The sequence below is a fragment of the Pantoea sp. LS15 genome, assembly GCF_012241585.1.
Classification (GTDB): Bacteria; Pseudomonadota; Gammaproteobacteria; order Enterobacterales; family Enterobacteriaceae; genus Enterobacter.
Genome location: NZ_JAAVXA010000013.1, coordinates 30,731 through 52,273, shown reverse-complemented (window position 1 = coordinate 52,273; position 21,543 = coordinate 30,731). Strand labels below are relative to the sequence as shown.

General features: G+C 52.7%; 19 protein-coding genes. 10 read left to right on the top strand and 9 right to left on the bottom strand.

Going from position 1 to position 21,543, the window contains the following annotated elements; genetic code table 11:
• Positions 1-106: 106 nt before the first annotated feature.
• Positions 107-631, top strand: coding sequence for a single-stranded DNA-binding protein SSB1 (gene ssb1 / locus HED65_RS17490; RefSeq protein ID WP_008503384.1), 525 nt, complete (start codon positions 107-109; stop codon positions 629-631).
• A gap of 61 nt (positions 632-692) precedes the next feature.
• Here ssb1 and HED65_RS17485 read toward each other — a convergent pair whose 3' ends face one another.
• Entirely contained in the window at positions 693-974 is a 282-nt protein-coding gene (locus tag HED65_RS17485; protein WP_028017927.1) for a YjcB family protein, read from the bottom strand.
• Positions 975-1,463: 489 nt separating this feature from the next.
• On the opposite strand from HED65_RS17485, the gene HED65_RS17480 reads away from it, so the two are divergent.
• Positions 1,464-2,867, top strand: a complete 1,404-nt coding sequence (locus HED65_RS17480; RefSeq protein ID WP_114979584.1) for a sensor domain-containing diguanylate cyclase — start codon at positions 1,464-1,466, stop codon at positions 2,865-2,867.
• A 339-nt stretch (positions 2,868-3,206) separates the two neighbouring features.
• A complete protein-coding gene (gene pdeC / locus HED65_RS17475) occupies positions 3,207-4,772 on the top strand; it encodes a cyclic di-3',5'-guanosine monophosphate phosphodiesterase PdeC (RefSeq protein WP_114979536.1) in 1,566 nt (521 codons plus the stop codon).
• A gap of 6 nt (positions 4,773-4,778) precedes the next feature.
• Here the strand turns inward: pdeC and soxS are convergent, their stop codons facing one another.
• A complete protein-coding gene (gene soxS / locus HED65_RS17470; protein ID WP_013095071.1) occupies positions 4,779-5,105 on the bottom strand; it encodes a superoxide response transcriptional regulator SoxS in 327 nt (108 codons plus the stop codon).
• A gap of 98 nt (positions 5,106-5,203) precedes the next feature.
• Here soxS and soxR point away from each other — a divergent pair, with 98 nt between their 5' ends.
• The 4 genes from soxR to HED65_RS17450 all read left to right on the top strand — a co-directional run bounded on the left by soxR (position 5,204) and on the right by HED65_RS17450 (position 10,040).
• Positions 5,204-5,662, top strand: coding sequence for a redox-sensitive transcriptional activator SoxR (soxR, locus tag HED65_RS17465; protein ID WP_114979535.1), 459 nt, complete (start codon positions 5,204-5,206; stop codon positions 5,660-5,662).
• Between the two features lie 266 nt (positions 5,663-5,928).
• A complete protein-coding gene (locus tag HED65_RS17460; RefSeq protein ID WP_114979534.1) occupies positions 5,929-6,600 on the top strand; it encodes a glutathione S-transferase family protein in 672 nt (223 codons plus the stop codon).
• Positions 6,601-6,893: 293 nt separating this feature from the next.
• Positions 6,894-8,243 (top strand): guanine/hypoxanthine transporter GhxP, encoded by a 1,350-nt coding sequence (gene ghxP, locus HED65_RS17455; RefSeq protein WP_028017923.1) that lies wholly within the window; start codon positions 6,894-6,896, stop codon positions 8,241-8,243.
• Between the two features lie 150 nt (positions 8,244-8,393).
• Positions 8,394-10,040 (top strand): Na+/H+ antiporter, encoded by a 1,647-nt coding sequence (locus HED65_RS17450; protein ID WP_114979533.1) that lies wholly within the window; start codon positions 8,394-8,396, stop codon positions 10,038-10,040.
• A gap of 63 nt (positions 10,041-10,103) precedes the next feature.
• Here the strand turns inward: HED65_RS17450 and HED65_RS17445 are convergent, their stop codons facing one another.
• Positions 10,104-10,997, bottom strand: coding sequence for a LysR family transcriptional regulator (locus HED65_RS17445; protein ID WP_114979532.1), 894 nt, complete (start codon positions 10,995-10,997; stop codon positions 10,104-10,106).
• A gap of 101 nt (positions 10,998-11,098) precedes the next feature.
• Here HED65_RS17445 and HED65_RS17440 point away from each other — a divergent pair, with 101 nt between their 5' ends.
• Both HED65_RS17440 and HED65_RS17435 read left to right on the top strand, forming a co-directional pair.
• Positions 11,099-11,509 (top strand): CidA/LrgA family protein, encoded by a 411-nt coding sequence (locus tag HED65_RS17440; protein WP_114979531.1) that lies wholly within the window; start codon positions 11,099-11,101, stop codon positions 11,507-11,509.
• Complete coding sequence (locus tag HED65_RS17435; protein WP_114979530.1) at positions 11,502-12,191, top strand: LrgB family protein; 690 nt, start codon at positions 11,502-11,504, stop codon at positions 12,189-12,191. Before HED65_RS17440 ends, HED65_RS17435 begins: the two co-directional genes overlap by 8 nt.
• A 32-nt stretch (positions 12,192-12,223) precedes the next feature.
• On the opposite strand, the gene actP is transcribed toward HED65_RS17435, so the two are convergent.
• From actP to acs, 3 genes are all read right to left on the bottom strand, one after another.
• Positions 12,224-13,873 carry a cation/acetate symporter ActP gene (gene actP, locus HED65_RS17430; protein WP_114979529.1) on the bottom strand — a complete coding sequence of 550 codons (1,650 nt, stop codon included), beginning with the start codon at positions 13,871-13,873 and terminating at the stop codon, positions 12,224-12,226.
• Positions 13,870-14,184 (bottom strand): DUF485 domain-containing protein, encoded by a 315-nt coding sequence (locus HED65_RS17425; RefSeq protein ID WP_114979528.1) that lies wholly within the window; start codon positions 14,182-14,184, stop codon positions 13,870-13,872. The genes actP and HED65_RS17425 overlap by 4 nt, the downstream gene beginning before the upstream one ends.
• 78 nt (positions 14,185-14,262) lie before the next feature.
• Positions 14,263-16,221, bottom strand: coding sequence for an acetate--CoA ligase (gene acs / locus HED65_RS17420; RefSeq protein ID WP_114979527.1), 1,959 nt, complete (start codon positions 16,219-16,221; stop codon positions 14,263-14,265).
• Between the two features lie 423 nt (positions 16,222-16,644).
• Here acs and gltP point away from each other — a divergent pair, with 423 nt between their 5' ends.
• On the top strand, positions 16,645-17,958 hold the full coding sequence (gltP, locus tag HED65_RS17415) for a glutamate/aspartate:proton symporter GltP (RefSeq protein ID WP_014830305.1): 1,314 nt from the start codon (positions 16,645-16,647) through the stop codon (positions 17,956-17,958).
• A 37-nt stretch (positions 17,959-17,995) separates the two neighbouring features.
• Here gltP and HED65_RS17410 read toward each other — a convergent pair whose 3' ends face one another.
• The 3 genes from HED65_RS17410 to fdhF all read right to left on the bottom strand — a co-directional run bounded on the left by HED65_RS17410 (position 17,996) and on the right by fdhF (position 21,413).
• Complete coding sequence (locus HED65_RS17410) at positions 17,996-18,670, bottom strand: tetratricopeptide repeat protein (protein WP_114979526.1); 675 nt, start codon at positions 18,668-18,670, stop codon at positions 17,996-17,998.
• Between the two features lie 121 nt (positions 18,671-18,791).
• The gene (locus HED65_RS17405; RefSeq protein ID WP_114979525.1) at positions 18,792-18,944 is read right to left on the bottom strand and encodes a Hok/Gef family protein; all 153 of its coding nucleotides are present in this window, start codon (positions 18,942-18,944) and stop codon (positions 18,792-18,794) included.
• Positions 18,945-19,265: 321 nt separating this feature from the next.
• Positions 19,266-21,413 (bottom strand): formate dehydrogenase subunit alpha, encoded by a 2,148-nt coding sequence (gene fdhF / locus HED65_RS17400; protein ID WP_114979524.1) that lies wholly within the window; start codon positions 21,411-21,413, stop codon positions 19,266-19,268.
• Positions 21,414-21,543: the final 130 nt, after the last annotated feature.

Sequence of the window (21,543 nt, the reverse complement as noted above, 5' to 3'; positions counted from 1 at the left end):
TTCGCACGAGAACTCTGGAATCCATCTCGCAGCTATCAAAATGCAGCATGGAAATGGTACACTCGCGCGTTTACACTATTAAGAAACGTATTCAGGAGACACGAACATGGCCAGCAGAGGCGTAAACAAGGTGATTCTCGTCGGTAATCTGGGCCAGGACCCGGAAGTACGCTACATGCCGAGTGGTGGCGCAGTTGCCAACATTACGCTGGCTACTTCCGAATCCTGGCGTGATAAAGCGACCGGTGAGATGAAAGAGCAGACTGAATGGCACCGTGTTGTGCTGTTTGGCAAACTGGCAGAAGTGGCCGGTGAATATCTGCGTAAAGGTTCTCAGGTTTATATCGAAGGCCAGCTGCGTACCCGCAAATGGACCGATCAGTCCGGCGCTGAGAAATACACTACTGAAGTGGTGGTAAACGTTGGCGGCACCATGCAGATGCTGGGTGGCCGTCAGGGTGGTGGCGCACCAGCAGGTGGTGGCCAGCAGCAGGGCGGTTGGGGTCAGCCTCAGCAGCCGCAGGGTGGCAACCAGTTTAGCGGCGGCGCACAGTCTCGCCCGCAGCAGCAGTCTGCTCCTGCACCGTCTAACGAACCACCAATGGATTTCGACGACGATATTCCGTTCTGATCCTCTGATATCCAAACAAAAAACCCAGACAATAGTCTGGGTTTTTTTATTCCGTAAGGGATCAGGTAATCACCATCGGCCAGTCTGGCGGTGTGTGGCTCATTGCTTCAACCATCACCACTTTAATATTTTCCCAGACGGCGGCAATGTCCAGCAGGGTGATGCCAAGAAGACCAGTGGCAAACCAGCAAGCTGCGCCTAACCCCAACAGAGTGCTGATGATAGCAAGGCCAGCGTAATCAGACTTACGAAACTGAATGTTCAGCGTGCTGGCTAAAAACATCAATACCGCACTCAACAACGGCCAGCGTAAGAGAACCATGCTGGTAGTAATGGTTGCCATAAAACCCATCCTCTACAAAACAGACTCACTGAATGAAACAGTGTTTATTATTACACAAGATATGTGAACTATATCACACTTGATGATTTATTCGCCAGAGTCAGAGGTGTGAAAATGGGAGGATTCACAACTGAATGAAAGGGGGAGGTATCAGAAAGAAAATATATCTTTGCAGGCTAAGAAACCCTTTTCCCCTGCTCTTCATAACGAATTCATTGAGATAGCAAAACCTCTGCAAGACGGCGCCTGTTGTACAGCGTTTACAGCAATAAACGTATGGATTATGCTTGAGTGGACATATTAATTTACTCGCAGCTAACCTTTCAGGTTTTTGAATTTTATTGTTATTTTATTTATTTGTCCGTTTTTAATTACACACAACAGTCGTTTCATTTCGCTGTGCTGATATTCAGCCTCCAGCTTTGGCTGACCAGTTTTTGAATCTGAAGAAAGTTGCGTCCGGTTTATCGCGTGATAATCGGCGAAAAGATGAAAAAAAAACGATGTGAGATTGTCAATGACAGCATGCAGGCTTTGCATGCACTGGCTAAGTTGATGCCCCAGCTTCACACTCAGTGTTCACTGGCAGAAATGCTGGAGACGATCAATCGATCTCTGGGGGCAAGCCTTGCCTGGGTTAGCGTTAATGATAATGACGGACTGCACCGTGTGGTCTGCGCGGGTGATGTAGCCTGCCACTCTTTTGAAGTCGCCGATTTTCTGGCGGGAGCCCTGTTACAGCGGCATCACCGGTCATGGCGGGTGGTCTACTGGAAAGAGAAGATTGGTCGCGCCTTATTTCCTCCGCAGCACCCTGGCTATACGCAATTGCAAAGCGGTGTACTATGCAAACTTTCGACCCATAACTGGCATTGCAGGGGATATTTCTTTCTGGCATTTGATGAGAAATTGTATTCTCTGCCAATCCTGAAAAATATCGTCGTGGTGCTGGTCGAAAAATTAAAAGACTATTTTGAGGAAATTATTGCCCGCGAGAAAACCGCACAGGAAATGCAGCGTGTCGTGACACAATATAAGACCCTGTTTGAGCGGGCTCCGGTTTTAATGAATTCTTTCGACAAATTTAACCGCTGCGTGTTGTGGAATGCCGAGTGTGAAAAAGTATTTGGCTGGACGATGGCGGAGATCGGGGCTCATGCCGATCCGCTCTCGCTGTTTTACCCCGATCCTGAAGAGCGGCGTCGGGTAAGAGAGTCGGTAAATATCTCTCCCCTCAAGGACATGTATGAGTGGCATCCACTACGTAAAGACGGTACGCAGTTGACCGTATTGTGGTCAAACATACTGTTGCCGGACAACTCTATCCTGAATATTGGGCTCGACATTACCGAGCGAAAGAAAGCAGAGCAGCGGTTGGAAGTGAAAGCCACGATTGACGATCTCACCGGCTGTTTTAACCGTTCGGCGATTTTGCAGCAACTGGAACTTGCTCAATCAGCAAATGCCAGGCGGGAGGCTAACAGCCATTTTTGTGTCCTGATGTTTGACCTGGATTTTTTCAAACAAATCAATGATGAGTGGGGACACCAGGTAGGCGATGCGGCGCTTCTTCACTTTTGTGATTGTATCCGTGAGTTAGCCCCTTCAGATTCTGCATTAGGGCGCGTGGGAGGGGAGGAGTTTTTGCTTCTGCTGGCGCAAACTCATGGTCATGACGCGGCGCAACTGTCCGCCAGGCTGCATACCACGCTAAAAACCAAACCGCTGAGGGTTGGAGAGAAAAAACTGGAGTTGTCGTTTAGTGCTGGGGTTGTGGAGGTGTGCGGGGATCAGTTCGATACGTCGGCATTGCTGACGCGCGCTGATAAAGCATTATATGACGCCAAGCGTACGGGACGGGGAAAAACGGTAGTGGCAGCTGACTATTTATAAATCAGCGAACAAAATACACCCGAAAAAATAGCATAGAATTTCATGAAGAAGTTGTGCTTTTTTCATGCTGTCAAAAGTTTGGCTTAATCAACGATCCTCTGTTGTGTTATCTTCGCACCTCCCTTACGGGATGGATAAATATTTTCCTTAATTGAAACGGAACGAATACTTACAGTTTAGCTTACGGGAAAATATTATCGTCATAACGAAATTTAAGATTTTTAATACTAAAAGTCAGTTGCTAACTTCGCATGATTCATGCAACGTAATCACCTGTTTAGCAAAGCATCCGGCCTTCATTACTACAGGCGTACAACATGCAGGGATATAGGGCGGGAAATGAATCGTAGCGCGCGGCACAAGATGCTCAGGGTGGTAGGGATCATCATGGTAGTTATGCTACCGGTGATGCTTGCGCTATGGTTTGCCCAGCTAAGAGCCGTATCGGAAACAAGCGCTCAGCTACGTACCTTTGCTGAACTGGCTTTAGACAAAACAGAACTGGTTATTCAACAGGTTGAACTGGCCCGGGACGAGGCGACAAAATACCAGGGCGAACTTTGCACGCCAGGACATCGTCAATATATGCTGAACGTTGTTCGTGGCCGTCTGTTTGTCGCCGATTTAATTTATGCCGAAGGTCAGAATTTTCTTTGTTCGACCGTTTTTACACCGGAACATCCATACTCAATTTCCGTCGCCAATTACACGCGTAAACCTGACGTCGCTATCTATTATTATCGCGATACCCCATTTTATACTGGTTATAAAATGACATATATGCAGCGTGGTAATTATGTGGTGGTGGTCAATCCGCTTTCGTACAGTGAAGTGATGTCAAACGATCATTCCCTTTCATGGGGAGTGTACGACACGATAACCAACGCATTCTTTTCCGTTAGCCAAAAAGCCAATATTTCTTTATTAAATTCGATGATTCGGGATAAGGAATCGGTATTTCAAAAAGATAACCGTTTTTATACCGTCGTAAAATCGCCAAAAAGACCTATTGCGGCTATTGTGTCAACATCGAATAAACGCTTTTATGAAACGCTTTATCATCAGGCAACATTGACGCTGCCACTGGGGATGATCTGCAGCATTATTATTTTGCTGGTATGGTCGCGTACCCATCGTGAACTTAATTCCCCAGGGCGGTTGTTGCAACGCGCGCTCAACAAACGCCAGCTTTGTGTGCACTATCAGCCGATCATTGATATCAAGAACAACCAGTGTGTAGGGGCTGAAGCGCTGTTACGTTGGCCTGGTTTTAACGGACAGGTGATGAGCCCGGCTGAGTTTATTCCGCTGGCTGAAAAAGAGGGAATGAGCGAGCGGATAACGGATTATGTTGTTGAGGAGGTGTTCAGCGATCTGGGCCATTTCCTGGCCGCGCATCCGCATCTCTATATCTCGATTAACCTGTCGGCCACGGATTTCCACTCTTCGCGGCTGATCGCCATGATTTCTGACAAGGCCCGCCACTATGACGTGCGCGCGCAGCAGATCAAAATCGAAGTGACGGAACGTGGGTTTATTGATGTGCCAAAAACCACGCCGGTGATTCAGGCTTTCCGTCAGGCAGGTTATGAAGTGGCAATCGATGATTTCGGGACGGGTTACTCTAACCTGCATAACCTCTATTCGCTGAACGTTGATATCCTCAAAATCGACAAATCCTTTATCGACACCTTAACGACCAACAGCACCAGTCACTTGATCGCCGAGCATATTATCGAGATGGCACAAAGCCTGCGGCTTAAAACCATTGCGGAAGGTGTAGAGACGGCAGAGCAGGTCGGTTGGTTGTTGAAGCGCGGTGTTCAGTTCTGTCAGGGATGGCACTTCGCGAAAGCGATGCCGCCCCAGGAATTTATGACCTGGCAGCAGCAACCTTTGCATTGATAGTGATTAATTCAACTGATGGCGATAATCGCTCGGCGTGCGGTCAAATTCGCGACGGAACACGCGGGAAAAGGTTTGTTGCGACACATAGCCAAGATCCATTGCGATATCAAAAATGGGCCGCTGCGTGGAGCGTAGCGCCTGAGCTGCCAGCAGCAGTCTGCGCTGACGAATGTATTCACCCAACGTCTGATGCATAACCGTCCGGAACATTCTCTGTAAATACCATTTCGAATAGCCCGATTTTTTAGCGACCACATCAATGTTCAACGGTTGGTCGATATGTTCATCAATCCATTCAATAAGTGTCTGAATAATCTGCTGATGCGACATACGGTTGCCCCTCTGTAGATACAACTTTCCTGGTTGATTCGTCGTTTTCTCTGCGGGGGAGTATAATTCCTCAAGTTAACTTGAGGTAAAGAGGTTTTATGGAAAAGAGATTGCCGCGAATTAAAGCACTTTTAACACCTGGTGAAGTGGCGAAGCGAAGCGGTGTTGCGGTATCGGCGCTCCACTTCTATGAAAGCAAAGGGTTAATCAAGAGTATCCGTAACGGTGGAAACCAGCGTCGCTATACCCGCGATGTGCTCCGCTATGTGGCGATTATCAAAATTGCGCAACGAATCGGAATTCCCCTGGCCACCATCGGCGAGGCATTTGGTGTGCTGCCGGAAGGTCACACCCTAAGCCCGAAAGTCTGGAAAGAGCTTTCATCCCAGTGGCGTGAAGAACTGGACAGGCGTATCCATACGCTGGTCGCACTGCGTGACGAGTTGGATGGTTGCATTGGTTGCGGCTGTTTGTCCCGTAGTGATTGTCCGTTGCGTAACCCGGGCGACAGGCTGGGTGAACAGGGGACGGGGGCGCGGTTGCTGGAAGAGGATTAATAAAGAACTAAAGCGCCACATAAGGGCGCTTTAGTTTTTCCCGGTCTTTGTCTTTCTCTCTATCCCGCTGGTTCACGGGAGGGTTTCCCCCGACATCAGCACCCCTCATGTCGAGCTGGTTGGGGAGGTTCCGGATTGTGCTGACACTTTAATTCTATGCAAGCCCTGTCATTTCGCCAGCTACACCGGTTGTTTTTTAGCCGAATTTTTTTCGCGGTGTTGTTCGATTTTCTATAGTTAAAAAGTATGAATAACAGGAGACAACCATGCTCACGGTACACCACCTTAACCAGTCGCGCTCACATCGTGTGATCTGGGCGCTGGAAGAACTCGCCCTGCCTTATGAGATCATTCACTACCAGCGCGAAAAGAACATGCTGGCTCCTGAGTCCCTCAAAAAAGTGCACCCGTTGGGCAAATCGCCAGTCGTCGAAGATAACGGCCTGATTCTGGCCGAGTCAGGTGCCATTCTGGAGTATCTGCAGGAAACGTACGATCCCGACTCACGGTTGAAACCCTTAGATCCCGCTCATAAGGTGCAATATCGCTTCTGGCTGCATTATGCCGAAGGGTCGCTGATGCCGCTGTTACTCATGAAGCTGGTGTTTAACAGCCTCGGTAAACCCCCTGTGCCGTTTGGTATCCGAACCCTGGGCAAAGCGCTGGGACAGGGAGTGCAAAAAGCCTATCTCAACCGTCAGCTGGAAACCCATGCACGTTTCATTGACTCACATCTTGCGGAAAACAGCTGGTTTGCCGGGGACGCGATGAGCATGGCCGATATTCAGATGAGTTTCCCGATCTTTGCCCTGCTGGCGCGTGGAGGCATCAATAATCTGCCGCATATTCAGGCATGGAAGAAAAAGATTGAGAATAGCTCTGCCTGGCAAAGAACACTGGAACAAGGTGGTCCTTTATCAATCCCGGGTGACGATTGAAATGTAAACGAATTGCGCATAAACGATAACGTTTGCGCATCCTCTGTTTATTTCTTCAGCGTCATAAGTGAATTTTAGCGAAAAACGACAAAGTTCAGTTGAAAAGGGCGGTGATTAGGCTAGATAATCGTTTGCCTTAATTTGACCACCCGTTTGTAAGTGCGGAGCTAAACGTTTGCTTTTTTTGTGACGCCCTTTCGTCACAAACGCAACTCAAGGATTTGACGTTTAGCTGGCAGTGGCGTCTCCACCACGCTTACGGACTTTCTAAAAACTCTCAGGGGATGTTTTCTATGTCTACGCCATCTGCGCGTACTGGCGGTTCACTTGACGCCATGTTTAAAATTTCGGCTCGCGGCAGCACCGTGCGTCAGGAAGTTGTTGCCGGTCTGACAACGTTCCTGGCGATGGTTTACTCCGTCATTGTTGTGCCGGGCATGCTGGGCAAAGCGGGCTTCCCGCCTGCAGCTGTCTTTGTTGCGACCTGCCTTGTGGCCGGTGTGGGCTCCATCGTGATGGGGCTGTGGGCGAACCTGCCGCTGGCGATTGGTTGCGCCATCTCTCTGACGGCGTTTACCGCATTCAGTCTGGTGCTGGGCCAACACATCAGCGTACCGGTTGCGTTGGGCGCCGTGTTCCTGATGGGTGTGCTGTTTACCGTTATTTCAGCGACCGGCATCCGTAGCTGGATTTTGCGCAACCTGCCGCACGGCGTAGCGCACGGTACGGGTATCGGTATCGGTCTGTTCCTGCTGCTGATTGCCGCCAACGGCGTCGGTCTGGTCATCAAGAACCCGCTGGACGGTCTGCCGGTTGCGCTTGGTCACTTCGCGAGCTTCCCGGTGATTATGTCCTTGATTGGCCTGGCGGTGATTATCGGTCTGGAAAAACTGAAAGTTCCGGGTGGTATTCTGCTGACCATTATCGGGGTTTCTATTGTCGGCCTGATTTTCGATCCAAACGTCCACTTCTCCGGTATTTTCGCCATGCCGTCGCTGAGCGATGACAAAGGCAACTCCCTGATTGGTAGCCTGGATATCGTCGGCGCGCTGAACCCGGTGATCCTGCCAAGCGTGCTGGCGCTAGTGATGACCGCTGTGTTTGATGCGACCGGTACAATCCGTGCAGTCGCGGGGCAAGCGAACCTGCTGGATAAAGACGGTCAGATTATTGATGGCGGCAAAGCGCTGACGACCGACTCCCTGAGCAGCGTCTTCTCTGGTCTGGTGGGTGCGGCTCCGGCTGCAGTATACATCGAGTCCGCAGCGGGTACGGCGGCAGGCGGTAAAACCGGCCTGACGGCGATCACCGTCGGCGTGCTGTTCCTGCTGATCCTGTTCCTTTCTCCGCTGTCCTATCTGGTTCCGGCGTATGCGACTGCACCAGCGCTGATGTACGTTGGTCTGCTGATGCTGAGCAACGTGGCAAAAATCGACTTTGCTGACTTTGTGGATGCGATGTCCGGCCTCATCACTGCGGTATTTATTGTGCTGACCTGTAACATCGTGACCGGCATTATGATCGGTTTCGCATCACTGGTGATTGGTCGTCTGGTCTCTGGTGAGTGGCGCAAACTGAACATCGGCACGGTGGTGATCGCTGTTGCGCTGGTGGCGTTCTACGCGGGCGGTTGGGCAATCTAAGTTGTCCTTTGATGCGAAAACGGGTGGCTCAGGCCGCCCGTTTTTATTTTCAGGACTCATCCCGTTGCCTTTTACGTTACTCTGAGGAAGATAGAATAAAAGGCACGACGCCTTCCGTAGTAGATAAGCAACACAGCAAACAGGGAACGCATGGAAATCTTCTTCACAATACTCATCATGACCCTTGTGGTCTCGCTATCCGGGGTGGTTACACGCGTACTGCCCTTTCAGGTCCCTCTACCATTAATGCAAATTGCCATCGGCGCGCTGCTGGCGTGGCCGACGTTTGGCCTGCACGTGGAGTTCGATCCCGAACTGTTCCTCGTGCTGTTTATCCCGCCACTGCTGTTTGCTGATGGCTGGAAAACGCCCACGCGCGAATTCCTTGAGCACGGGCGAGAGATCTTCGGTCTGGCGCTGGCGCTGGTGGTGGTCACCGTGGTCGGAATTGGTTTTCTGATCCACTGGGTGGTGCCGGGTATCCCGTTAATTCCTGCTTTTGCGCTGGCTGCCGTGCTGTCACCAACCGATGCTGTGGCGCTTTCCGGCATCGTGGGGGAAGGACGTATTCCAAAGAAAATCATGGGGATTTTACAGGGTGAGGCGCTGATGAATGACGCCTCCGGCCTGGTTGCCCTGAAGTTTGCGGTGGCGGTCGCGATGGGTACGATGGTCTTTACCGTCGGCGGCGCGACGCTGGAATTCTTCAAAGTGGCGATTGGCGGTATCCTGGCCGGTTTCGTGGTGAGCTGGCTGTATGGACGTTCGCTGCGATTCCTCAGCCGTTGGGGCGGTGATGAGCCTGCAACGCAAATCGTGCTGCTGTTCCTTCTGCCTTTTGCCTCTTATCTGATTGCCGAACATATAGGCGTGTCAGGCATTCTGGCGGCGGTGGCGGCAGGCATGACCATCACCCGCTCCGGCGTGATGCGTCGTGCACCGCTGGCTATGCGTCTGCGTGCGAACAGCACCTGGGCAATGCTGGAATTTGTCTTTAACGGCATGGTGTTCCTGCTCCTGGGCCTGCAATTACCAGGCATTATGGAGTCCTCACTGGTGGCGGCAGAAGCCGACCCGAACGTTGAAGTCTGGATACTGTTTACCGATATCGTGCTGATCTACCTGGCGCTGATGCTGGTGCGTTTCGGTTGGTTGTGGACGATGAAAAAGTTCAGCATGCGTTTCCTGACGAAAAAGCCGATGGAGTTCGGCTCGTGGACTACGCGTGAGCTATTGATTGCCTCTTTCGCGGGGGTACGCGGGGCGATTACCCTCGCCGGTGTGCTCTCTATTCCACTGCTGCTGCCGACGGGCGATGTCTTCCCGGCGCGCTATGAACTGGTGTTCCTTGCGGCAGGTGTGATTCTGTTCTCGCTGTTTGTTGGCGTGGTGATGTTGCCTATTTTGCTGCAGCACATTGATGTGGGTGATTCGACCCAACAGCATAAAGAAGAGCGCATTGCCCGTGCGGCGACTGCCGAAGTGGCGATTGTGGCAATTCAGAAAATGGAAGAACGTCTGGCCGCCGATGCGGAAGAGAACATCGACAATCAGCTGCTGACGGAAGTCAGTTCCCGCGTGATTGGTAACCTGCGTCGCCGTGCCGATGGGCGTAACGATGTGGAAAGTTCGCTGCAGGAGGAGAACCTGGAACGTCGGTTCCGTCTGGCGGCGCTGCGTTCAGAGCGTGCCGAACTGTACCACCTGCGCGCCACGCGACAGATCAGTAACGAGACGCTGCAAAAGCTGCTGCATGATCTGGATCTGCTGGAAGCGTTGTTGATAGAGAATCAGTAACCTTTTCCCCTCTCCCCATAGGGGCGAGGGGCTCGATCGGTTCCCTCTCCCGCCGGGAGAGGGCTAGGGTGAGGGGTTAGGAACCCAAAACCCTTCACAACATTGCAGCCATGCCTGTGCGCTGTGCGACAAATACACCCCTTCGCGCCATATCATCCCTAACTGCCAGTGAAGATTGCTCTCCAGCGGGATCCAGCGCAGCGTGTTTTTATCCAGTCGCTCGCAAATCGGTTGTGGCAGGATGGCAATCCCCACACCTGCCTGCACCATCGCGGCCAGGAAATCCCACTGACCACTGCGAACCGCAATGCGCGGCTTCACGTTGTGTTGATTAAATAACGTCATCAACTGGCGGCTGAGCGCAAAGTCTTCGTTGTAAATCAGCAGCGGGTGTTCGCCGAGAAGCTCGGGTTTCACCGAGTCTCTCTTCAGCCAGTCGCCGGAGCGTGGAACCAGTACGCACAGTGGATGGCTGAAGAGCGGCAGTGTCGCCAGGCCACTCTCTTCCTCAACGGGGAGAGCGGTCATCGCCACGTCCAGCTCGCCGTTGATAACCGCCTGCTGGACGGTTAATCCGCCAAACTCAGATATCTTCAGCTCAACGCCGGGATAGCGCTGACGAAACAGGCTAATTGGCCCGGCCATCATCATCCCTACCATCGGCGGAATGCCGAGACGAAGCACACCTTTCGTCAGATGATTGATATCGTCCAGCTCCGCTTCCAGTTGACGGAACTCCGCCAGGATTGCCAGCCCACGTTCAAAGACGACGCGTCCGGTATCGGTCAGTAACAGCTTGCGCCCGTCGCGGATCAGCAAAGTGCAGTTCAGTTCATCTTCGAGGTTTTTCAGCATCTTGCTGATGGTGGGTTGGGTAACAAACAACTTCTCCGCTGCGCGGGTAAAACTTTGCTGACGAACCACTTCGACAAAATAGCGCAGCGTTCTTATGTCCATGATTATTCCTCGAAACTATACCTTTGATGATTTTAATTCATTTCTGTCCATACCGTGCGCTCACTATACTGGCGCTTCGTCTCATTTTTGAGGAACCCCCCATGGCCGTGGCGTTAAGCCGTGTTACGCCTGCCTTTGTGCAACGACTCCAGGTACCGGTTCAGGTACTGCTCTACGCGGGACTGTTTGTTTTTGCGGAATATCTTGTCGGCTGGTTGCATCTGCCGCTGCCAGCCAACCTGGTGGGGATGATGCTGATGCTTACGCTCATCCTTTGTCGCGTTATTCCCCTCAAATGGGTGCGCGCTGGCGCGCGCTGGCTGCTGGCGGAGATGCTGCTGTTCTTTGTCCCTGCTGTGGTGGCGGTGGTGAACTATGCGCAACTGCTGATGGTGGATGGCTGGCGCATCTTTGCAGTTATCGCGCTGAGCACGCTGATGGTGCTGGGAGCGACCGCCTGGGTGGTAGATAAAGTCTATCGGTTTGAAATCAGCAGGCACAGAAATGACTAACTTTCAGATAAGCATGCTGTGCCTGATTGCGACGCTGGTGATCTACTTTGCTAACAAGCGGCTGTATCGCCGTTTTCACGCCCTGCCGCTGATGCCGCTGGTCTTCACACCGATCCTGCTGGTGCTGATGCTGGTCTTCGGTCACATCTCCTGGCAGAACTACATTGGCGAATCCCACTGGCTACTGTGGCTGCTGGGGCCGGCAACTATCGCCTTTGCCGTCCCGGTGTATGACAACCTGGCGATTATCAAACGCCACTGGATGTCACTCAGTGCAGGCGTGATCACCGCCACGGTGGTGGCGGTCTGTAGCTCGGTCTGGCTGGCACGGCTGTTTACGCTGCCTGATGAAATTCAGCGCAGCCTGGCGGTACGTTCGGTGACGACGCCATTTGCGCTGGCCGCAGCCAAACCGCTTGGCGGACAGCCGGATCTGGTGGCGCTGTTTGTTGTTGTCACCGGCGTCTTCGGCATGGCGGTGGGCGATATGCTGTTTCTGCGCCTGTCTATTCGGGAAGGGATGGCGAAAGGCGCGGGGTTTGGCGCGGCATCGCACGGTGCGGGCACGGCACGTTCCTATGAACTGGGTCAGCAGGAGGGCGTTGTGGCAAGCCTGGTGATGATGCTCTCTGGTGTGGTAATGGTACTGATTGCGCCGCTGGTGGCGTGGGTGATGTTCTAAATTCCCCGGCCAGAGTGACCGGGGAGAAAGACTTAGTGTGCGCGGCCTTGTTCAACGCCCAGGCCGGTTTGAGAGCGGATAAACTGGGCGCGGAATTTCTCGCGTTCCAGGTTACCCTCCGGGGAGTTATCGGTGGCCGAGAAGACCCAGATACCGATAAACGCCACGGCAATAGAGAACAGCGCCGGGTATTCATACGGGAAAATCGCAGTTGCGTGACCGAGGATCTGTACCCAGATGGTTGGGCCCAGAATCATCAGGATCACCGCCGTCAGCAGTCCCAGCCAGCCACCAATCATCGCCCCACGGGTGGTCAGTTTTGACCAGTACATGGAGAGCAGGATGATAGGGAAATTACAGCTGGCCGCGATCGAGAAGGCCAGCCCCACCATAAAGGCGATGTTCTGCTTCTCAAAGAGAATACCCAGCAGAATAGCGACCACACCCAGCACCAGCACGGTGATCTTGGAAACCTTCAGCTCATCACGTTCACTCGCGCCTTTACGGAAGACGTTGGCGTAGAGGTCGTGTGACACCGCAGATGCACCTGCCAGCGTCAGCCCTGCTACCACCGCAAGAATGGTGGCGAAGGCCACGGCGGAGATAAAGCCGAGGAACAGGTTACCGCCCACCGCGTCGGCCAGATGTACCGCCGCCATGTTATTACCACCAATCAGCGCCCCCGCCGCATCTTTGAACACCGGGTTTGCTCCCACCAGCATGATGGCACCAAAGCCGATGATAAAGGTCAGGATATAGAAGTAACCCATGAAACCAGTGGCGTAGAAAACGCTCTTGCGTGCTTCGCGTGCATCGCTCACGGTGAAGAAACGCATCAGGATGTGCGGCAAACCTGCGGTACCGAACATCAGACCCAGACCGAGCGAAAGGGCTGAAATCGGGTCTTTCACCAGGCCGCCAGGGCTCATAATGGCTTCGCCTTTCGGGTGGACCGCCATCGCTTCGGTAAACAGGTTATTGAAGCTGAACCCAACGTGTTTCATCACCATGAAGGCCATAAAGCTGGCGCCGAACAGCAGCAGGACGGCTTTGATGATCTGCACCCAGGTCGTTGCCAGCATGCCGCCGAACAGGACGTACATCACCATCAGAACGCCAACCAGTACCACTGCGACGTGGTAGTTCAGGCCGAACAGGAGTTCGATTAATTTACCCGCGCCGACCATTTGTGCAATCAGATACAGCGCAACCACCACCAGCGAGCCACAGGCTGAGAGGGTGCGAATTGGCCCCTGTTTCAGGCGATAAGATGCGACGTCTGCAAAGGTGTAGCGTCCCAGGTTACGCAGGCGTTCAGCAATCAGGAACAGAATGATTGGCCAGCCGACCAGGAAGCCGAGCGAGTAAATCAGACCATCGTAGCCTGAGGTATACACCAGGGCGGAGATGCCGAGGAACGAGGCCGCGGACATAAAGTCGCCGGCAATCGCCAGCCCATTCTGGAAACCGGTGATGTTGCCGCCCGCAGTGTAGTAATCGTTACGGGAGCGCACGCGTTTCGACGCCCAGTACGTGATGTACAGCGTCAGCAGGACGAAAATCAGGAACATCACAATCGCCTGCCAGTTGGTTGGCTGGCGCTGTACCTCGCCGGTAATGGCATCCGCCGCGTGGGCGGCAAAGGGAAGTGTGGCGGCTAGCGCCGTCAGGACTCGCTTCATGATGCTTTTACCTCTCTCAGTACCGCTTTATTAAGACGATCGAATTCACCGTTTGCGCGCCAGACGTACACGCCGGTCAGCACAAATGAAATCACAATCACGCCAATGCCAATGGGGATCCCGCGCGTGACGCTGGTCCCCTCGTGCAGCGGGGTACCGAGCCAGTGTGGGGCAAAGGCGATAAGCAGAATAAAGCCGACGTAGATAATCAGCATGATGATGGAAAGGAAGAAGGCAAACCGTTGCCGTTTATCGACGAGCTCCCTGTAGTGCGCACTATTCTCTATCTGCTGACAAATATCGTTATTCATCACAGAGTCTCCAGAAGTATTGGTAGGGGAGGTTTTATTGTTCCCTCTCCCTTGCGGGAGAGGGTTAGGGTGAGGGGGTTACGAAGGCATTGCGATGGCCTGCTTCTCTTCGAGCAGTTTGTCCACCACACCCGGATCGGCGAGTGTTGAAGTATCACCGAGGTTACTGGTGTCACCTGCCGCGATTTTGCGCAGAATACGACGCATAATTTTGCCTGAACGGGTTTTCGGCAGCGAGTCGGTCCAGTGCAGAACATCCGGTGTGGCAAGCGGGCCAATCTCTTTACGTACCCAGTTGCGCACCTCGGCATACAGCTCTGGCGATGGCTCTTCACCGTGGTTCAGGGTGACATAGGCGTAAATCGCCTGGCCTTTGATGTTATGCGGGATACCCACAACGGCGGCTTCAGCAATCTTCGGATGAGACACCAGCGCAGATTCAATCTCGGCGGTGCCCAGACGGTGGCCGGAGACGTTCAATACATCGTCCACGCGTCCGGTTATCCAGTAGTAACCATCTTCATCGCGACGCGCGCCATCGCCACTGAAGTACATGTTTTTAAAGGTCGAGAAATAGGTCTGCTCGAAGCGTTCGTGATCGCCGAACAAGGTGCGCGCCTGACCTGGCCAGGAGTCAGTGATCACAAGGTTGCCTTCGGTTGCCCCTTCCAGCGGATGACCTTCGTTATCTACCAGCGCAGGTTGTACACCGAAGAATGGGTTCGTTGCAGAACCCGCTTTCAGTTGGGTCGCACCTGGCATTGGGGTGATCATAAAGCCGCCCGTTTCGGTCTGCCACCAGGTGTCCATCACCGGGCATTTCTCATTACCGATTTTCTTCCAGTACCACTCCCAGGCTTCCGGGTTGATAGGCTCACCCACGGAACCAAGAATGCGCAGGGAAGAGCGGTCAGTACCTTCGATGGCTTTATCGCCTTCCGCCATCAGCGCACGGATCGCCGTTGGCGCAGTATAGAGAATGTTGACCTTGTGTTTGTCGACCACCTGGCACATACGCGCCGGGGTTGGCCAGTTCGGTACACCTTCAAACATCAGCGTAGTGGCACCGCAGGCCAGTGGGCCGTACAGCAGGTAGCTGTGCCCGGTTACCCAACCCACATCAGCAGTACACCAGTAAATGTCGCCCGGGTGATAATCGAAAACGTATTTGAAGGTGGTAGCCGCATAGACCAGATAGCCGCCAGTGGTATGCAGCACACCCTTCGGCTTGCCGGTCGAACCGGAGGTGTAAAGAATGAACAGCGGATCTTCTGCATTCATCTCTTCTGGCTGATGCTGGTCGCTTGCTTTTTCAATCAGATCGCTCCACCACAGGTCACGACCTTCTTTCCAGTCGATCTTACCGCCGGTACGCTTGAGCACCACAACGTTGCTGACGCTTTTCACGTTCGGGTTTTTCAGTGCTTCGTCGACGTTTTTCTTCAGCGGAATACTGCGACCAGCGCGCACGCCTTCATCGGCGGTGATCACCAGTTTAGAATTTGAATCGACAATACGACCAGCAACCGCTTCTGGCGAGAAGCCGCCGAAGATGACGGAGTGGATCGCACCGATGCGCGCGCATGCCAGCATGGCAACCGCCGCTTCGGGTACCATCGGCATATAAATAGCCACGACATCGCCTTTTTTAATGCCCTTTTCCAGCAGGACGTTGGCGAAACGGCACACGTCGCGGTGCAATTCTTTATACGTTATGTGTTTGCTCTGCGAGGCATCATCGCCTTCCCAGATGATGGCCGTCTCATTCCCGCGCTCGGCAAGGTGACGGTCAAGGCAGTTTGCCGCCAGGTTCAGCGTGCCATCCTCGTACCATTTTATGGAGACGTTGCCTGGCGCAAAGGAGGTGTTTTTCACCTTCTGATAAGGTTTGATCCAGTCAAGGATATGACCCTGTTCACCCCAGAAGATGTCCGGGCTGTTGATAGATTGCTGATATTTCTCGTGGTACTGCTCCGGGGTGATCAGGCAACGGTCCGCAATGTTTGCGGGAATGTCATGTTTGTGTATTTGGCTCATGGCTTTTTTTCTCCTTGTAAGATGTTAATAATATGTCGCAAAAACGTTAATTGTAGGGGCTTTACAAGCTTTGTTTATTATTTGGGCGGCAGATCACGCATTGTTTGAATAGTATGAAAAATGAGCGAATGAAACTTTGAAGAAAAATAATTTAGTGAGACGATTATTCATAATTTAACCTAAAAAAGCGTTTTTATAACAAAAGGTTATTTATCGGGATTATCACAAACTCTCGTCATAGCAACTTTTCGTAGTGAAACGCATCGTTCTTTAAGGCTTGCGCAACATACCGCGCAAATGATACTCATACGCCGCGTTAAAAAATCCCATAAACCAACGCAACACAATTCATACCCTTTCAGTATGGCTCCATATTCATGCAGTTTGAGTGATCAGGGAGCTTCATTGAGGAAGTCAGTTTCTATGAAAAACGTTAAAGTCAGCCTGGCCTGGCAAATTTTGCTAGCCCTTGTGCTGGGCATCTTGCTGGGCAGTTACCTCCATTATCACAGTGACAGCCGCGAATGGCTGATTGCGAACCTGCTCTCGCCGGCAGGCGATATCTTTATTCATCTGATCAAGATGATTGTGGTACCCATTGTGATCTCGACGCTGGTGGTCGGTATTGCGGGCGTCGGCGATGCGAAACAGTTAGGCCGTATCGGGGCGAAAACCATTATCTATTTCGAAGTGATCACGACGATTGCCATTATCCTGGGCATTACAATGGCGAATGTGTTCCAGCCAGGCTCCGGGATTGATATGTCGCAACTGGCGACGGTGGATATTTCGAAATATCAAAGTACGACTGCTGATGTGCAGAGCCATGCGCATGGCCTGATGGGAACGATCCTGTCGCTGGTGCCAACTAACATCGTGGCATCTATGGCAAAGGGCGAGATGCTGCCTATCATCTTCTTCTCGGTGCTGTTTGGTCTGGGCCTCTCTTCCCTGCCTGCGACACACCGTGAGCCGCTGGTGACGGTGTTCCGCTCAATCTCTGAAACCATGTTCAAAGTGACTCACATGGTGATGCGCTATGCGCCGGTTGGGGTGTTTGCGCTTATTGCTGTGACCGTAGCGAATTTCGGTTTCGCCTCCCTGTGGCCGCTGGCGAAGTTGGTGATTCTGGTGCACTTTGCCATCCTGTTCTTTGCATTGGTGGTGCTGGGCATCGTGGCGCGTCTGTGCGGGTTGAGCATCTGGATCCTGATCCGTATTCTCAAAGATGAGTTGATTCTGGCTTATTCCACTGCAAGCTCTGAGAGCGTACTGCCGCGCATTATTGAGAAGATGGAAGCCTACGGCGCACCGGCGTCGATCACCAGCTTCGTGGTGCCAACCGGCTACTCCTTTAACCTGGATGGCTCTACGCTGTATCAGAGTATTGCGGCGATCTTCATCGCTCAGCTCTACGGGATTGACCTGTCGCTGTGGCAGGAAATTGTGCTGGTGCTGACCCTGATGGTGACCTCAAAAGGTATCGCAGGCGTACCGGGCGTTTCGTTCGTGGTGCTGCTGGCAACGCTGGGTAGCGTCGGGATCCCGCTGGAAGGACTGGCATTCATCGCCGGTGTTGACCGTATCCTCGACATGGCACGTACAGCGCTGAATGTGGTGGGTAACGCCCTGGCGGTGCTGGTGATTGCCAAGTGGGAACACAAATTCGACCGTAAAAAAGCGCTGGCGTATGAACGCGAGGTGCTGGGTCGTTTTGATAAGACGGCTGACCAGTAATGTAAAAAGCCGGGTGGCTTGCGCCACCCGGCAATGTTTACTCCCCGCTCAACGCATCAAACTCTTCGCATCCCGTATCAAACCCTTCAGTACAACTCAGGTTCAACCAGTACAGCGCTTTCTGTTTATTGGGGATGATAAAGCCCTTCTCACCCTGTCTGAACAACATTCCAGCCCAGTACTCTGCGTAGCCCGTACGTGAAAGTGCTGAACTGCGTTTAAACCATGATGCCGCCTGAACATCGTCCTGAGCCACTTCTACACCGTTGGCATAAATCAAACCCAGCAGCAGTTGCGCATCTACCGCCGAGTCATTGTCGATATCTTCGGTTGCCGTTTGCAGCAGTTTGATGGCCTGTGGATAGTCGGTTTTGCCTGCCAGGGTGTTGACCAGCACGCGTGCCAGCATGATCGCCCCTCGTTTACTGCCTGCGATGTTCGCCTGCTGCGCCAGTGCTTTAGCCTGCGCATAATCACCCTGTGTAAACTGAATTTGCGACAGCAGTGCCATCGCATCGACGTCGCCCCCTTTTGCCGCTTTCTCTGCCCATAGCGCCGCCTGTTTGCTGTCGCCAGAGCTGAAGTACGTATCGGCAAGATAATACTGGGCGCGGGCATCACCCGCTTCAGCTTGCTCTTTATACTGGCTGCCAATCTCATCGGCACGGGCAAGCGACGTAAAAACTAACAACAACAGGAAAATGTGTTTCATGGATTCTTATCATCTTGGTACATGCCGCGCAGTATAATCGCGGTGGCAGAAGAAAAAAATGGGTGCATTAAGACCTCAGCATCCGACAAGCCGGGCGGAATCGTCGCTCCGCCCGAAGAGGTTAGCCTGCGTTGCAGGCTAATTTCGCCGCCACCTCCTGATGTTCACTCTTTATTTTGAGTTCGCATAACTTACCGCGATTAATAAAGGTAAATATCACTATCGTCAGGCAAATAATAAAGACAATGCCTAACGCAGTTTTTAATGGCGTCATGCCTTTTACTCCTTGTGAAAACTAGAATAAGAGGCTACTCTCAACCTGTTGGGGGTTGAGGGGTAGCCTCGGGTAAATGACGATTTCCCGGGGCTTTCCACTTTCTGTCCCTCAACAATGCTCAAGACAGAAAGTCTTAAGCACCCGCCGCACATCTTATCCCTCTGAATTAAAATGCAAAGATGTAATTCTTGTTTGCGTAAATTACATTATTTCTGCGAGCGGCTTTCCAGAATAATAATTGATATTTCGAATGCTTTAAGCAGAAATAAAAAGGGAGTGAATATCTCACTCCCTTTATTCACTGATGAATTAACAGCTTCAACCCATTGCGCTTTCGCGCAGGCGGGCTTTCAGCTTGTTATATTCGTCGATGACATACTGTTCCGCAGCGTGCTGATCCGCAATTGGCTCCACGTTGACGGCGCAGTATTTATACTCCGGCGTTTTAGTTATCGGGCTTAAGTTCTCCGTCACCAGCTCGTTACAGGCGCCAATCCACCACTGGTAGGTCATATAGACCGCACCTTTGTTAGGACGGTCGCTGACCTGCGCACGAGTAATGATTCGGCCTTTACGCGAGTTCACCCACACCAGCGCTTCATCCTCAATACCGAGACGGTCAGCGTCGGCGGTGTTGATCTGCGCATAGCCTGGTTCATCCGCCAGTGCCGCCAGTGCGGCACAGTTGCCGGTCATGGAACGACAGGAGTAGTGGCCAACTTCACGCACGGTGGAAAGCACCATCGGATACTCATCGGTGAGTTTGTCGATGGGGGCGACCCAGTCACACGTGAAGAACTGAGCCAGCCCGTTCGGGGTGTCGAACTTCTCTTTGAAGAGATACGACGTGCCCTGATCAGCCTCTGACTCATCCCTGCATGGCCACTGGATATACCCCAGTTCACCCATTTTTTCGTAGGTGGCACCAAAGAAATCCGGGCACAGATGACGCAACTCATCCCAGATTTCCTGGGTGTTGTTGTAGTGCATCGGATAACCCATGCGGGTGGCGATTTCGCTGATAATCTGCCAGTCCGTTTTCAGATCCCACTTCGGCTCTACCGCTTTAAAGAAGCGCTGGAAGCCACGGTCTGCTGCCGTATAGACACCTTCATGTTCACCCCAGGACGTTGACGGTAGAATCACATCCGCCGCTGCCGCGGTTTTGGTCATAAAGATATCCTGGACAATCACCAGCTCCAGGTCCTCAAACCCTTTGCGCACCGCTGACAACTCGGCGTCGGTCTGGAGCGGATCTTCGCCCATGATGTAAGCCGCTCGCACTTCACCGTGTGCCGCGCGGTGCGGCAGCTCGCTGATGCGATACCCGGTGTGTTCCGGCAGGCTTTCCACGCCCCAGGCCTTCGCGAATTTGGCGCGGTTCTCCGGGAATTTCACGTACTGATAGCCCGGATAAGTATCCGGCAGTGCGCCCATATCACACGCGCCCTGCACGTTATTCTGCCCACGCACCGGGTTGACGCCAACGTGCGCCTTACCGAGATTCCCCGTCAGCATGGCGAGGCTGGTCAGAGAACGCACGGTTTCCACCCCCTGGTAGAACTGGGTCACGCCCATGCCCCACAGGATCGCGGCGGTTTTCGCCCCGGCATACATCCGAGCCGCCTGGCGGATCTCCTGCGCGCTAACACCGGTTATCGCTTCTACCGACTCTGGCGTATAGCCTTCGACAATTTTCCGGTACTCGTCAAAGCCTTCCGTACGGGTGGCGACAAACGCCTGGTCGTACAGGTTCTCTTCAATAATGACGTGCCCCATTGCGTTCAACAGCGCGATGTTCGAACCGTTTTTCAATGCAATGTGCATATCGGCAATGCGCGCGGTTTCAATTTTGCGCGGATCGCAGACGATGATCTTCGCCCCATTCTGTTTGGCGCGAATAACATGGTTCGCGACGATAGGGTGAGAATCTGCCGGGTTATAGCCGAAAATAAACACGAGATCGGTATTATCTATCTCGTTGATCGCATTACTCATTGCGCCGTTACCGACCGACTGGTGCAGACCTGCAACCGATGGGCCGTGTCAGACGCGAGCGCAGCAGTCGACGTTATTGGTACCAATAACGGCGCGCGCGAATTTCTGCATTACATAGTTCGTTTCATTTCCTGTCCCACGTGAGGAACCGGTGGTCTGAATGGCATCCGGGCCATATTTGGCCTTAATGGCACTCAGGCGTGAGGCGACGTAATCCAGCGCCTCATTCCAGGAGACGGATTCCAGTTTGCCACCGCGTTCGCGGCGGATCATAGGGGTTTTCAGGCGCGGGGTGAGGATTTGAGTATCGTTAATAAAATCCCAGCCGTAGTAACCTTTCAGGCATAGCGTGCCCTGATTGGTTTTCCCCTGTGCGGCCTCCGCCCGGACGATTTTGCCGTTATCGACCACCAGGTGAATTTTGCAACCTGAGGCACAATAAGGGCAAACCGTGACGACTTTTTTCATCAGTCTGCTCCAGTTAATCGAATCTTTCGCACCCACTATGCAGCTTCTATGCCATGTTTTTTATATGGGTATACCCAGACTTTACGGCCCATTTGCAGTGAAAACCCTGACGAAAAGCAGCCAATCGTCA